This window comes from Marinobacter sp. S0848L (assembly GCF_023016065.1).
Lineage (GTDB): Bacteria > Pseudomonadota > Gammaproteobacteria > Pseudomonadales > Oleiphilaceae > Marinobacter.
The window spans coordinates 237,036-250,198 of the sequence record NZ_JALKAQ010000005.1; the positions used below are offsets into that span (position 1 = coordinate 237,036).

General features: G+C 53.8%; 14 protein-coding genes. 1 reads left to right on the forward strand and 13 read right to left on the reverse strand.

The genetic code is table 11. The features are described from left to right. Positions 1-23: 23 nt before the first annotated feature. Positions 24-662: an endonuclease III gene (gene nth / locus MWU64_RS08965; RefSeq protein WP_247063603.1), complete on the forward strand. Its 639-nt coding sequence runs from the start codon at positions 24-26 to the stop codon at positions 660-662. A gap of 82 nt (positions 663-744) precedes the next feature. Here nth and MWU64_RS08970 read toward each other — a convergent pair whose 3' ends face one another. The 13 genes from MWU64_RS08970 to MWU64_RS09030 form a co-directional block, all read right to left on the reverse strand. Beyond that, complete coding sequence (locus MWU64_RS08970; protein WP_247063605.1) at positions 745-1,320, reverse strand: chalcone isomerase family protein; 576 nt, start codon at positions 1,318-1,320, stop codon at positions 745-747. A gap of 194 nt (positions 1,321-1,514) precedes the next feature. Further along, positions 1,515-2,510, reverse strand: a complete 996-nt coding sequence (gene rpoS / locus MWU64_RS08975; RefSeq protein ID WP_247063608.1) for an RNA polymerase sigma factor RpoS — start codon at positions 2,508-2,510, stop codon at positions 1,515-1,517. 170 nt (positions 2,511-2,680) lie between these two features. Next, complete coding sequence (locus MWU64_RS08980) at positions 2,681-3,460, reverse strand: peptidoglycan DD-metalloendopeptidase family protein (RefSeq protein WP_247063610.1); 780 nt, start codon at positions 3,458-3,460, stop codon at positions 2,681-2,683. A gap of 296 nt (positions 3,461-3,756) precedes the next feature. Continuing rightward, positions 3,757-4,719, reverse strand: coding sequence for a DUF368 domain-containing protein (locus MWU64_RS08985; RefSeq protein ID WP_247063612.1), 963 nt, complete (start codon positions 4,717-4,719; stop codon positions 3,757-3,759). After that, the gene (locus tag MWU64_RS08990) at positions 4,719-5,375 is read right to left on the reverse strand and encodes a protein-L-isoaspartate(D-aspartate) O-methyltransferase (protein WP_247063614.1); all 657 of its coding nucleotides are present in this window, start codon (positions 5,373-5,375) and stop codon (positions 4,719-4,721) included. Before MWU64_RS08990 ends, MWU64_RS08985 begins: the two co-directional genes overlap by 1 nt. Further along, entirely contained in the window at positions 5,372-6,142 is a 771-nt protein-coding gene (gene surE / locus MWU64_RS08995) for a 5'/3'-nucleotidase SurE (RefSeq protein WP_247063616.1), read from the reverse strand. Before surE ends, MWU64_RS08990 begins: the two co-directional genes overlap by 4 nt. 24 nt (positions 6,143-6,166) lie before the next feature. Then, the gene (locus MWU64_RS09000) at positions 6,167-7,225 is read right to left on the reverse strand and encodes a tRNA pseudouridine(13) synthase TruD (RefSeq protein WP_247063618.1); all 1,059 of its coding nucleotides are present in this window, start codon (positions 7,223-7,225) and stop codon (positions 6,167-6,169) included. Further along, positions 7,222-7,701 carry a 2-C-methyl-D-erythritol 2,4-cyclodiphosphate synthase gene (gene ispF, locus MWU64_RS09005; protein WP_247063620.1) on the reverse strand — a complete coding sequence of 160 codons (480 nt, stop codon included), beginning with the start codon at positions 7,699-7,701 and terminating at the stop codon, positions 7,222-7,224. The genes MWU64_RS09000 and ispF overlap by 4 nt, the downstream gene beginning before the upstream one ends. 44 nt (positions 7,702-7,745) lie before the next feature. Then, a complete protein-coding gene (ispD, locus tag MWU64_RS09010; RefSeq protein ID WP_247063622.1) occupies positions 7,746-8,447 on the reverse strand; it encodes a 2-C-methyl-D-erythritol 4-phosphate cytidylyltransferase in 702 nt (233 codons plus the stop codon). Between the two features lie 151 nt (positions 8,448-8,598). Then, on the reverse strand, positions 8,599-8,871 hold the full coding sequence (locus MWU64_RS09015) for a septum formation initiator family protein (protein ID WP_247063624.1): 273 nt from the start codon (positions 8,869-8,871) through the stop codon (positions 8,599-8,601). A 194-nt stretch (positions 8,872-9,065) separates the two neighbouring features. Further along, entirely contained in the window at positions 9,066-10,361 is a 1,296-nt protein-coding gene (gene eno / locus MWU64_RS09020) for a phosphopyruvate hydratase (protein ID WP_247063626.1), read from the reverse strand. A gap of 247 nt (positions 10,362-10,608) precedes the next feature. Beyond that, the gene (kdsA, locus tag MWU64_RS09025; RefSeq protein WP_247063627.1) at positions 10,609-11,454 is read right to left on the reverse strand and encodes a 3-deoxy-8-phosphooctulonate synthase; all 846 of its coding nucleotides are present in this window, start codon (positions 11,452-11,454) and stop codon (positions 10,609-10,611) included. A gap of 2 nt (positions 11,455-11,456) precedes the next feature. Next, entirely contained in the window at positions 11,457-13,085 is a 1,629-nt protein-coding gene (locus tag MWU64_RS09030) for a CTP synthase (RefSeq protein WP_199007465.1), read from the reverse strand. Between the last annotated feature and the right edge of the window lie 78 nt (positions 13,086-13,163).

Consider the following 13,163-nt stretch of genomic DNA (forward strand, 5'->3'; position numbering starts at 1 on the left):
CAAGGCTGGACGTCAGGAAGATCATGAACAAAGAAAAACGCATCGAAATTTTCTCCCGACTCAGGGACGAAAACCCAAACCCGACAACGGAGCTGAACTACAGCACCCCTTTTGAATTGTTGATTGCGGTTATTCTCTCGGCACAGGCCACCGACGTTGGCGTGAACAAAGCCACTGACAAACTCTACCCGGTCGCTAATACGCCAGAGGCTATTTACGCACTTGGTGTTGACGGGTTGAAGGAGTACATTAAAACCATCGGCCTGTTTAACAGCAAAGCCGAAAATGTAATCAAAACCTGCAAGATTCTTATCGACAAACACAACAGCGAAGTTCCGGACAACCGGGAAGACCTTGAAGCCCTACCTGGTGTTGGCCGGAAAACCGCCAATGTGGTACTGAATACGGCATTTCGGCAGCCCGCTATGGCCGTTGACACCCACATTTTCCGGGTATCAAATCGGACCGGCATCGCGCCCGGCAAAACGGTACTGGAAGTCGAGAAACGACTAATGCGGCTGGTTCCGAAAGAGTTTTTGATGGATGCGCATCACTGGCTCATTCTGCATGGCCGCTACACCTGCGTCGCACGAAAGCCAAAATGTGGCGCCTGTCTGATTGAAGACCTCTGCGAATTTAAACAAAAGCGAGATTACCAATAAGCGGTGTAGCACCTTATCTCAGGCACAAAAAAAAACCGGCATTGGCCGGTTTTTTTTTGTGCCTGAGATACCAATGATTTACTTAGCTTTTGCCAAGCATTTTGGCTTTCAGGTCTTTTTGGGCGGGTTCATCTGACAACCAGATCCCGAATAACGCCTTCTTGAACTCAAAGTCACCCACGGTGTCTTTCTGTTCGCCGTTCTTGAACACCTGCACACCGCTATCCGGAACGTATACCAATTCAAAAACATCGCCCTCTTTGATCTCGTCCTTGAACACAGACAAGAACTGGTCCACATCGGACTGAATAGAAGACAGATCACCATCGGTTGCTGCCTTGAAGCCATCCATCGTAGCTTCGGTCATGCGGTCACTCGTGATCATGCCGGAGGTAATGTGCAGAGCAATGGCCTGGGGCTCGTCCGCGTTAATAACCGCGCTGCCATCGCTGGCCTTGTCCTGCACGTAAAGACCACCGACATAGAGGTCCATAAACCATTTCGATCGAGTACCTGCACCATTCAACTGAAGCTCCTGGCCCGCTGCGGTGTAGGTATCCGGAATATCAACGCCAGCCACCTCCAGAGCGTGCGCCGGCGTTACCAATGCTCCGGCCAGCAGCAAAGATGCAAATCCTGTTGTAAGAGTCTTCTTCATCGTCCTTTCCTTCAATCATTATTGTCGAACGTGTTTTTATTTCGAGGCCCACACCCGGCCTACAACCGAGTCCACATTCTAGCAATGAAGCTGAACCCATCATCGGCACCTGGTTCTCATTTGCTGGTGCCCATAACTGAAAAACCGGCCACGTTTCCATGGCCGGCTTTCTATTGCCTTAGATCGAGCGCAACCTATTCGAACAACAGGTTACTAGAAAGTCCCTCTTTTTCAAGAATTTCTCTTAAACGACGTAGGGCCTCAACTTGAATCTGACGGACACGTTCTCGTGTCAGGCCAATCTCCTGCCCCACTTCCTCCAAAGTGCTGATCGGATAACCACGCAATCCGAAACGGCGAGATAACACTTCCTGCTGTTTGTCGCTAAGCTGGTCGATCCAGTTTTCGAGACAAGAGCTCATGTTGTTGTCTTGCAACACATCGGCCGGGTCCGTCGCACCTTCGTCTGCCACGGTATCCAACAGCGACTTGTCACTTCCGGCGCCAAGAGGCGTGTCCATGGAAGCCACTCGCTCATTAAGCCCAAGCAGGCGCTTAACGTCTTTGACAGGCTTGTCCACAAGCTGCGCGATGTCTTCAGCCGTTGGTTCGTGGTCCAGCTTTTGCGTGAGCTCGCGCGCTGCACGCAAATACAGGTTCAATTCTTTTACCACGTGAATCGGCAGGCGAATCGTTCGGGTCTGGTTCATGATCGCCCGTTCGATGGTCTGGCGAATCCACCAGGTCGCATAAGTCGAAAAGCGGAACCCACGCTCGGGATCAAACTTTTCAACAGCCCGGATAAGCCCCAGATTGCCTTCTTCAATTAAATCCAGAAGTGTCAGCCCGCGATTTACGTAACGTCGGGCAATTTTAACCACCAGCCGTAAGTTACTCTCAATCATGCGCTTACGACCCGCCTCTTCACCCTTGCGGGCCAAGCGTGCGAAGTACACTTCTTCTTCTGGGGTCAGTAGGGGGGAAAAACCAATTTCATTAAGGTACAGCTGAGTTGCGTCTAGCTGCTTCTGGGAAGCGAGATACTTCCCGCGGTATGTAAGGTCATCTTCTTTATCGGCTGCCGGTTTGGTAGCTGGCGCTTTGCCGGGCTTACCTTCGGTCAACATCGACTCATCCAATTCGTCTACTTCTGCTACGCGATCAATGACGTCTTCTTGTTCTAGTGACATGATGCATCCCGCCTCTCAATAATCCTGTGATCGCCCAATACTTCTTTTTATTATCTCGGGCCCATCGGGTTTACTTCTACTCAGGACATTAACGTTTCAGCTGGCAAATTCCGTTGCCTTTTTTCTTGTTCTACTTCTTGGCAGCCCCAGCTCCCTCGGGGAACCTTTGCTTAGCGTCTTGGCAGATATCGTGAGGGGTCCACCGGGTTGCCATTTTTCCGAATTTCGAAATGCAACATCGGCTTGTCCGTTCCGCTACTGCCCAGTTCGGCGATTGCCTGCCCTGCTTTTACTCCCTCTCCTTCTTGCACTAAAATCTTGCGGTTGTGTGCGTAAGCACTCAGATAATGTTCGTTGTGGTTTACGATAATCAGGTTACCGTAACCAAGCAACCCATCCCCTGCATACACCACACTTCCATCTGCAGCTGCTCTAACAGCATCCCCGGGTTGGCCAACAATATCAATGCCTTTATTGACTTTCCCCGACGTAGAATATGAAGCAATTACAGTGCCAGCGTGCGGCCAACGCCACTTGATATTGGCCACGGTCTGACTGTTTTTCGAGCTGGAACTCCGAACCGGGCGGGCTTTTGATACCGTCTTTGCCGAGTCAACCTTCCTCTCTGAGGTTCTCGATGCAGGACGCTTCGCAACCGACTTTCGACGGCTTTGAGCAGACGAATCGGCCGTGCGCCTTATCTTCCCCTTCCGATCCAGTCTGAGCACCTGCCCCACTTTTATATTCCAGGGGGGCTTCAGGCCATTGGCATCACCCAGCTCACGATAATCCCGGCCATAGCGCCAAGCGATGCCGTACAAGGTTTCGCCGCTTTTAACCACATGACTTCCCCAATAAACCGGTGGGTTATAACGATCGTCGTTATAGATGGCAGCCGTATTACAACCGGAAAGAAAAATCGCTGAAAGGAGAAAGATCAGAATGGGCAACAGGTGGCTTGTTCGCGAACAGCCACCCCCTGAGCGACCGCCTGGTGGGCAGCGCTTTCTGGGGGTCGCTGTAGAATGGTACCTGCTATTAAAAATCACAAATAAGCCAACGCCTGATTATAATAAATCCATCTAAGATATTGGACGTGCTGCGCGCACATTCTTATGTTTCAGGACTAACCTTCTAATATATTGCACGTTTCGGCAGTGATTCCAAGTTACTGCTGGCTCAGGTTTGTTACCTTCCGGAACACGTTTTTTGTGCGCCCAGTAACACTCGTCATTCGACATGCTACTCAATTACGGGTACCAGCAGACCGCCGACGCCCTGCCATTTCGAGCCCGACAACAATCGTCAGCCCCACACAAGCCATTAAGGCTGCCATGCCCACCAGCGGGTCCTGCCCGTAAAGCGTAGCCCAGGTCTCAGGGGCCACCGGCAGCTGGGTTAACGGCACTTGCTCCCCTGAGCTGCTTGTGCGCCAGCTCAAGGTTTCCTGCCAGGGCCAGACCTTCACCAGAGCTCCGATCATAAACCCGGTTAACAAGGCCAGAACGGTGTCGTGAGCGTACTTGAACGCCAAAGTGATGAGGCGGGCTACGGACAACAGGCCAATCAGACAGCCCACCATAAACATGCCCAAATCAGTAATCGCAGCCGTTTTTATGGCCGATAGAACCGGCGCGTACATCCCGATAATCAGCAACAGAAAACTGCCAGAGATACCCGGCAAGATCATGGCACAAATGGCCAGAGCGCCTGCACCAAGAAAGGCTAACGCAGAAGGGTCAACTTCGCTGGCAGGTAACGTAGTTACCCACCAGGCAAAGGCCACACCGGAGAGCAACGGTATCAACAGCACCGGCGAATAGCGTTTCACTTGCTGGCCCACGTGCCAGACCGAAGCGACAATCAAACCAAAGAAAAAGCTCCAAATCAGGATGGGATGTTCATCCAGAAGCCATGTAATCAATGAGGCCAGGCTGGCGATGCTTGCCAGGATACCCGCCAGTAACGAAACCAGAAAAACCCCATCAATGGCACGCCAGAAGCCCAGAAAATCACCACGGACGAGCTGCCGGAAAAATGCGACGGGGGCGGCACTGATCGCTTCCAGCAATCGAAAGTAAATGCCGGTAATGAAGGCGATGGTGCCGCCGGAGACACCAGGAACGATATCCGCCGCCCCCATCGCCATGCCTCTGAGAAAAATTCCGGCCGGGTGTTGGGTTCGATTATTCGCATTCACATCTGACATCAACGAACCACTCCGCCCAATAAGGGAACAAACTTGACCGGTTCCAGCTCTCGGCGCTCAAAGCTTTCACCCGTGCGGACAATCTCTACCAACACCTGGTCATGTTCGCCCACCGGCGCAATCAGAACGCCGCCATCGGCAAGTTGATCCAGCAATTCTTTCGGTACATCCGCCGGCGCGGCGGTCACGATAATGCCATCAAACGGGCCTCGGTCTGGCCACCCCATCCCGCCATCGGCGTGCTTGAGCATAACGTTCCGTATGTTGAGCTGGCGAAGCCTGTCGCGCGCCCTCTCCTGCAACGGCCGAATGCGTTCAACACTGTAAACCTCTTCGAACAGCTGGGAGAGCACCGACGTTTGGTACCCCGACCCTGTGCCGAGTTCCAGCACTCTGGCCGGCTCGTGAGCCAACAGCAGTTCTGTCATGCGAGCAACGATATAAGGCTGTGAAAGCGTTTGGCTATAACCTATCGGCAGCGCGGTGTCTTCATAGGCCCGGTGCGATAACGCCTCGTCGAGAAAAATATGACGGGGGATTTGCCCGATGACTTCTAGAACCCGTTCGGATTCAATGCCCGATTCCCGTAAACGCTGAACGAGGCGCATCCGTGTGCGCCGGGAGGTCATTCCGATACCTTCGATCTGAGCATTCATTGATCGACAACCTCGACACCATCCAGGCCATCCAGCCAGTTTTTGAGTTCGGGAAGCGCTGCATGACGGGTCATATCAGTATGTACGGGTGTAATCGAAACACACTTTTGACTGATCGCATAAAAATCGGTTCCCGGGCCAGCATCGCCACCACGGCCCGCGGCCCCTATCCAATATCGCTCCTTACCTCTTGGGCAAGTCACCGGCACCACGCCCTCCGCACGCTCACGATGCCCCAATCGGGTGATACAGAAGCCGGCAAGCTCATCCCACGGCACATCAGGCACATTGACGTTCAGTATTGACCTGGGCCCCAAGGTCAGGGCACGGGGGTTTTCAAGCAAACAGCGAACAACCTGCGCGGCCGTTTCGTAATGGAAGCGCCCTTCGTTCACCAAAGAAACGGCAATGGCGGGCAAGCCAAGATGACGGCCCTCTGTGGCTGCCGCTACAGTGCCCGAGTAAATAATGTCGTCGCCAAGGTTGGCGTGGGTATTGATTCCCGAAACTACCCGATCGAAGGGGCGGCTGAACAAGCCATTGACCGCAAGATGAACGCAATCCGTCGGTGTACCATCAACAGACTGAAAACCGTTAGGGTGTTTCTCAACGGTGAGCGGACGACTCAGGGTCAGAGAATTGCTGGCACCACTGTGATCGCGGTCCGGTGCAACCACCTCCAGTTCGCCCAAGCCCTGCAGCCCTTCATGCAAAGCCACCAAGCCCGGCGAGTGAACGCCGTCATCGTTAGACAGTAGTATTCGCAAAATGATCTCCAGCTAGCTCGCTTATTACTTATTATCACGGCTGAGGCTCATGTCCTGCAGCTCGAATACGTCACCCAGCACAGTCGTTGCGTACTGGCCCGGCGGCAGTAAAAAATGAAGCCGCAAGGTCTCTTCCTCAATCCATTCCCAGCGCAACTGAACAGGCCTAGTGACCAACGCTCGACGCTCCGGTTTCATGCGAGTGCTTGCAAAAAGCAGCTCAAACTCCGGGTGCCTAGCAACAACTCCTCGCTCCAATTGTTCTTGTTCTTCGGTGGCCCGGGTTCCGCCGTCACCCCAAAGGGGACCGGTGGGCTCGCCGTTTTCAGCAGGTTCTCCAGCCAGCGAAACAAACCAGTTTCCAGCGCTGACTCGCTCCGCCAACACTTCATTAAACAACCACGAACGTGCCGCCGAAAAGTACAATACGTTTTTCGAGGCACTTCCGCCACCGCCACGGCGACCGCCTCGCTTACGATTTAATCGAGTCGGATCAAGGGTGACCGCTTTATCCAGATTACCGCCAGCCAGACCAAACCGTTGAGGACCAAAATAATTGGGCGCACCTCGCTCGGCCAAAAGATTCAACGCAGCGTCAATCTGTGACCGATCCCCGCTGACGTCCCGCAAGACCAATTCGAAGCCGTTGTGCTCATGTTCGCCCCGGCGGAGTTTTCGGGCATGCCGGCGGTGAGCCAGAACCGGCCAACGCTCGGCGATCGTCGCCAGTAATTTCGCATCCTCAGATTCCATGCCCGGGCGATACAAACTGAACCACTGCACCGTTACAGCGTGGCGGTCCTTTAACCCACAAAAACCCACCTCAAAGGCTTTTATACCCGCCAAAACCGACAACTCGCGAGCAACGTACTCGGTGTTGTCGCCGATTTTTTCGATCCGAACACACAAGTGCTCACCGGCCCCGGTATCATCCCCTTGAGGATCTTCAAACCCGGCCCCTAGATCCTCGGTTACCCGGAAATCCTGAGGACTCACCTTGAGCAACGCGGACGCAGGCCGAGTGCCGGAAGACGTCGGCCAATCGAGGCGCCAGCGCGCAGAGACTTCCGACGAGGAAGTCACAGAGTCACCGGCTCAAGCAAACACACTGCCTGGCAAGCAATACCCTCGCCCCGCCCGGTAAATCCGAGTTTTTCGCTAGTGGTCGCCTTAACGCTCACCCGATTAACAGGCACGCCCAAATCAGCCGCGATATTCAACCGCATTGTTTCAACATGAGGCGCCATTTTCGGGGCTTGAGCAATGATCGTTGTATCGACATTGACCACGGAAAACCCCTCATCCTGAACTCGCTGCATCACCGTTCGCAGCAGCTCTCGACTGTCAGCCCCCGCCCACTCGTCACTGGTATCCGGAAACAAATGACCGATATCACCCAATGCCACTGCTCCTAACAGAGCATCTGCCAACGCGTGCAAAAGAACGTCGCCATCCGAATGGGCTTTCAGCCCTTGGCTGAAGGGAATCTCGACCCCTCCTAAAATGACAAAATCGCCCTCACAAAAGGCATGGACATCAAAGCCCTGGCCAATACGCATGGTCATCTCCGAATCAAAACAAGAATGTACGGGGAGGCAAAATCTTACTGCCGGTTCAGAATAAACTCGGCCAAACCAAGATCCGACGGCACCGTAATCTTCAGGTTATCCGCCCGGCCTTCCACCAAAACAGGCATATTACCGGAAAACTCCATAGCAGAGGACTCATCCGTAACCCCGTGACTATTTTTGAGGCACAATTCCAAAGCTGCTTTTAAAGCACCAAAGCGGAACATTTGCGGTGTCAACGCTCGCCACAACTGACTGCGATCCACGGTTTCCTGAACCTCGGGCTCGGTTCCTCTGCTGGCCAGCTTTAAAGTGTCTGCCACTGGCGCTGCAAGCAGGCCACCGACCGGATGCTCAAACAGCGTGTCAATCAAATTGGAGAGGTCATGGGGGTGCAAGCATGGCCGTGCAGCATCGTGCACCAACACCCAATCGTCATCATCGGCCTGGTCTTCCAGAGCATGCAGCGCAAAAAGTACCGAATCTGCCCGCTCCTTCCCACCGGTGCAGGTTTGAATGCGATCATCCTTTGCTGATTCACTGTCCGGCCACCACCGGTCCTGTGGGTTTAACGGCACCATGCAACCTTTAAACGGTGCGTTGTCCAACAAGCGAGACAGGGTGATATCGAGGATAAATCGGTCAGCGATTTTCAGGTACTGCTTGGGGCATTCGGCTTTCATACGCTGGCCGATACCAGCGGCAGGAACAACAAGCCAAAGATCAGAATGTTTCATCGGAAAACCCGCACCATGTTAGAAGAGCGCCGGGGAGTGTCTCTCCGGGAATGTCGTAGGCCATGGATGGCCGGAGAGAAGCGCACATGGAAGTGCTCGTAGCGGTTCCCGGAGAGACACTCTCCGGCGCTCGATACACCCAAACTACAACTTACTTTTCGACAACGAGGAAAAACGTCTCATCGTCCCGAATCAAGCCCAGGTTCATGCGAGCCCGCTCTTCTACCGCCCCCTGCTGATTTCGCAGGTTACGAACCTCTGCATAAAGCCGGTCATTACGAGCCGCCAGCCCGGCATTCTCGGCCTGCTGCTTGGCAATCGCTTCTTCCAATGCCCAAACTTGCGCAAAGCTACCCTCCCCGATCCACAGGCGTACCTGTAGCAGGAGAATCAATACAGCAAGAATGGCCCAAAGCGTTTTCATGCAGATTAGCTCAAAATTTAACCAGTTAAACCTAACGTCAGAGGGTAAGTATAGACGCTCAGGTAGATTAACAAGAAAATGCCCCAACTTATTGGGCAAAAAGGCCATCGTGTCTGAATTTTCATCCAGAACGCGATGGCCTTAACATTTTGTTACCTAGCAGTATGCCTATCAGGCCTACCGCAGGCTAGCGTTTAACCTTGACCTTTGATCTCACTCAGACCGCGGTATGGCGCATTGCTTTCCAAATCGCCTTCGATGCGCAGCAACTGGTTGTACTTGGCTACGCGGTCAGAACGACACAAAGAGCCGGTCTTGATCTGGCCAGCGCAGGTTGCTACTGCCAAGTCAGCGATGGTGGTGTCTTCGGTTTCACCGGAACGGTGAGAGATAACCGCGGTATAACCGGCGTCCTGAGCCATCTTGATGGCATCCAGAGTTTCGGATAGGCTACCAATCTGATTGAACTTGATCAGGATGGAGTTACCAACGCCCTTCTCGATACCCTGCTTCAGGATCTTGGTGTTTGTTACGAAAAGGTCATCGCCGACCAGCTGTACTTTGCTGCCCAGCTTATCAGTCAGAACCTTCCAGCCATCCCAGTCGCTTTCGTCCATACCGTCTTCGATGGATACGATCGGGTAACGCTCGCACAAGCCAGCCAAGTAATCGGCGAAGCCTTCAGAGTCAAAGCTCTTACCTTCACCGGTCAGCTGGTACTGGCCGTCTTTGTAGAATTCGGAGGATGCACAATCCAGCGCCAAGGTAACGTCTTTGCCCAGCTCGTAACCGGCTTGCTCAACGGCCTCCTGGATTGCGGCCAATGCGGCTTCGTTGGATGGCAGGTTTGGCGCAAAACCACCTTCGTCGCCTACGGCTGTGTTCAGGCCTTTGGCCTTCAGAACTTTCTTGAGGCTGTGGAAGATTTCCGCACCGACACGCAGGGCTTCAGCGAAGCTGGTGACAGATACTGGCTGAACCATGAATTCCTGAATGTCGACGTTGTTGTCGGCGTGCTCGCCACCGTTCAAAATGTTCATCATCGGAACGGGCATTGAGAATTTGCCAGAAGTGCCGTTCACATCGGCGATGTGCTCGTACAGTGGCTTGCCCAGAGAGGTTGCAGCTGCTTTGGCAGCAGCCAGAGATACGGCCAGAATGGCGTTGGCGCCCAGATTGGCTTTGTTCTCGGTGCCGTCCAGGTCGATCATGATTTTGTCCAGACCACGCTGGTCTGCAGAATCTTTGCCTACCAGAGCGTCACGAATCTGACCATTGATCGCGTCAACGGCTTTGCGTACACCTTTTCCGAGGTAACGGGTTTGGTCGCCATCACGCAGTTCCAGCGCTTCGCGGGAACCGGTAGAAGCACCAGACGGTGCGCAGGCACGGCCCAAGGTTCCGTTTTCCAGAATTACGTCGGCTTCAACGGTTGGGTTACCGCGTGAATCCAGAACCTCACGGGCTTTGATGTTGGCAATCTTGGTCATTCGTAAATTTCTCCAGATTTTATCTTCTAAACACTGTACCGGTTATCAATTTCGGTGCGGGAGCAATCAACTGGAAGAGCCTGGCGAAAACCGCTACAAGCACATCCCTGTGCGCTTCTCTCCGGCCATCCATGGCCTACGAAATTTTCGCCAGGCTCTTCCAGTCGATCGCTCTTCGAGCCCGTAGAGTACCCCTAGCGTATTGGCGTCAGGAATATACGGGCTTTCAAAGTGCGGACACCGCCAATCAGGCGGTGTCTATAGGTTTAAAACTTTTTACCAGATCATCTACGGCTTTCACCCGCTGAAGGAACGGCTCCAGCTGGCTCAGGCGCAGTGCGCATGGGCCGTCGCATTTGGCTTGATCAGGGTCCGGGTGTGCTTCCAGGAACAAGCCGGCGAGTCCTTGTGACATGCCAGCCAAAGCCAAGTCGGTCACTTGTGCGCGGCGGCCGCCAGCGGAATCGGCGCGTCCACCCGGCATTTGCAGAGAGTGGGTGACGTCGAACATCACGGGAACATTCATCGACTTCATGATGCCGAAGCCCAACATATCGACGACTAAATTGTTGTAACCGAAGCTGCTGCCGCGCTCACACAAGATAATGTTGTCGTTACCCGCTTCTTCGCACTTGGTGATGATGTGCTTCATTTCCTGAGGCGCAAGAAACTGTGCTTTCTTGACGTTGATCACCGCGCCGGTTTTGGCCATGGCAACCACCAGATCGGTTTGACGACTCAAGAAGGCTGGCAATTGGATGATGTCGCATACTTCGGCAGCAGGCGCAGCCTGCGCCGGTTCGTGGACATCCGAGATAATGGGGACACCGAATTTGCTTTTAATGTCCGCCAGTATCTGCAAGCCTTTATCCAAACCGGGGCCGCGGAATGAATTCACGGACGAGCGGTTGGCCTTGTCAAAGGAGGCCTTGAATACGTACGGAATGCCTAGCTTGCTGGTTGCTTCCACGTAGGCTTCTGCAACCTCCATGGCCAACTCGGGCGACTCCAGTACGTTCATGCCGCCGAAAAGCACGAATGGCTTTTCGTTAGCGACTTCAATGCCGGCGACATTAACCACGCTCTTGGCCATGCTCAGGATCCCTTTTTGTTCGCCAAAGCGGCTTCAACAAAACCTTTGAACAGCGGGTGGCCGTCGCGAGGCGTTGAGGTAAATTCCGGGTGGAACTGACATGCCACAAACCACGGATGATCCGGTGCTTCTACAACCTCGACCAAACGGCCATCAGTAGAGCGACCAGAGATCAGTAGACCAGCCTCTTCCAGCTTTGGCAGGTAGTGGTTGTTCACTTCGTAACGATGACGATGACGCTCACGAATGGTTTTCTTGCCGTAACAGGCGGCAATGGTCGAGCCTTCGGTCAATACGCAGTCCTGAGCGCCCAGGCGCATGGTGCCGCCCAGGTCAGAGGCTTCGGTACGCTCTTCGGTGTTGCCGCTGGCATCCAGCCATTCGGTGATCAGGCCAACAACCGGTGCCGGCGAGTGCTCACGGAACTCTGTGCTGTGGGCATCCGCCAATCCGGCCACATTACGGGCGTACTCGATAACAGCGACCTGCATACCAAGACAGATGCCCAGGTATGGAACTTTGTTTTCTCGGGCGTATTGAACTGTGCGAATTTTGCCTTCTACACCACGCTCACCAAAACCACCGGGCACCAGAATGGCGTCCGCAGACTCGAGCACTTGCGTGCCTTCTCGCTCGATGTCTTCAGAATCGATGTAATTGATGTTGACCTTGGTCCGGGTCTTGATACCGGCGTGCAGCAAGGATTCGATCAGAGACTTGTAAGCCTCCAACAGCTCCATGTACTTGCCCACCATCGCGATGGTGACTTCTTGTTGCGGATTCATCAGGGATTCCACAACTTCGTCCCATTCGCTCAGATCTGCTTCGCGTGCATCGAGGTTGAAACGGTCTATAACCAGCTGATCCAGACCGTATTCGTGCAGCATGCGCGGAATCGCGTAGATAGATTTGGCATCCTGCATCGGGATAACCGCACGTTCTTCTACGTTGGTGAACAGAGCGATCTTGCGGCGAGAGCTGGCATCGACTTCATGCTCGGAACGGCACAACAGAATATCGGGCTGCAGGCCGATGGAGCGCATTTCTTTAACAGAATGCTGAGTCGGCTTGGTTTTGATTTCGCCAGCGGTGGCGATGTACGGAACCAGCGTCAGGTGCATGAACAATGCACGCTGGGCACCCACTTCCACTTTCAGCTGACGACAAGCTTCGAGGAACGGCAGAGATTCGATGTCACCCACGGTTCCGCCGACTTCAATCATTGCCACGTCGGAACCGGCCGCACCTTCGATAACACGGCGCTTGATTTCGTCAGTGATATGCGGAATCACCTGGACAGTGCCGCCCAGATAATCGCCACGACGCTCTTTGCGGATAACTTCTTCGTACACCCGGCCGGTGGTGAAGTTATTACGCTTACTCATTGGTGTGCGGATGAAGCGCTCATAGTGGCCAAGATCAAGGTCAGTTTCAGCACCATCTTCGGTGACAAATACTTCACCGTGCTGGAACGGACTCATGGTGCCGGGGTCCACGTTGATGTACGGATCCAGCTTGAGAATAGTGACCTTCAGGCCGCGTGCCTCCAGGATGGCTGCCAATGAGGCAGACGCAATACCTTTGCCCAAAGAGGACACAACACCGCCGGTGACGAAAATATAACGCGTCATGCAGATTCCATGATTATCTGGTTCGGTAAAGGGGGGAGATTGTTCATCTCAAGATGGGACATCAGACTACCAGAAAGC

Bases quoted from the DNA above. Each gene is read 5' to 3' on its own strand.
- nth (WP_247063603.1), top strand. From the start codon at position 24: ATGAACAAAGAAAAACGCATCGAAATTTTCTCCCGACTCAGGGACGAA.
- MWU64_RS08970 (WP_247063605.1), bottom strand. From the start codon at position 1,320: ATGAAGAAGACTCTTACAACAGGATTTGCATCTTTGCTGCTGGCCGGA.
- rpoS (WP_247063608.1), bottom strand. From the start codon at position 2,510: ATGTCACTAGAACAAGAAGACGTCATTGATCGCGTAGCAGAAGTAGAC.
- MWU64_RS08985 (WP_247063612.1), bottom strand. From the start codon at position 4,719: ATGTCAGATGTGAATGCGAATAATCGAACCCAACACCCGGCCGGAATT.
- MWU64_RS08990 (WP_247063614.1), bottom strand. From the start codon at position 5,375: ATGAATGCTCAGATCGAAGGTATCGGAATGACCTCCCGGCGCACACGG.
- ispF (WP_247063620.1), bottom strand. From the start codon at position 7,701: ATGCGTATTGGCCAGGGCTTTGATGTCCATGCCTTTTGTGAGGGCGAT.
- ispD (WP_247063622.1), bottom strand. From the start codon at position 8,447: ATGAAACATTCTGATCTTTGGCTTGTTGTTCCTGCCGCTGGTATCGGC.
- MWU64_RS09015 (WP_247063624.1), bottom strand. From the start codon at position 8,871: ATGAAAACGCTTTGGGCCATTCTTGCTGTATTGATTCTCCTGCTACAG.
- eno (WP_247063626.1), bottom strand. From the start codon at position 10,361: ATGACCAAGATTGCCAACATCAAAGCCCGTGAGGTTCTGGATTCACGC.
- kdsA (WP_247063627.1), bottom strand. From the start codon at position 11,454: ATGGCCAAGAGCGTGGTTAATGTCGCCGGCATTGAAGTCGCTAACGAA.
- MWU64_RS09030 (WP_199007465.1), bottom strand. From the start codon at position 13,085: ATGACGCGTTATATTTTCGTCACCGGCGGTGTTGTGTCCTCTTTGGGC.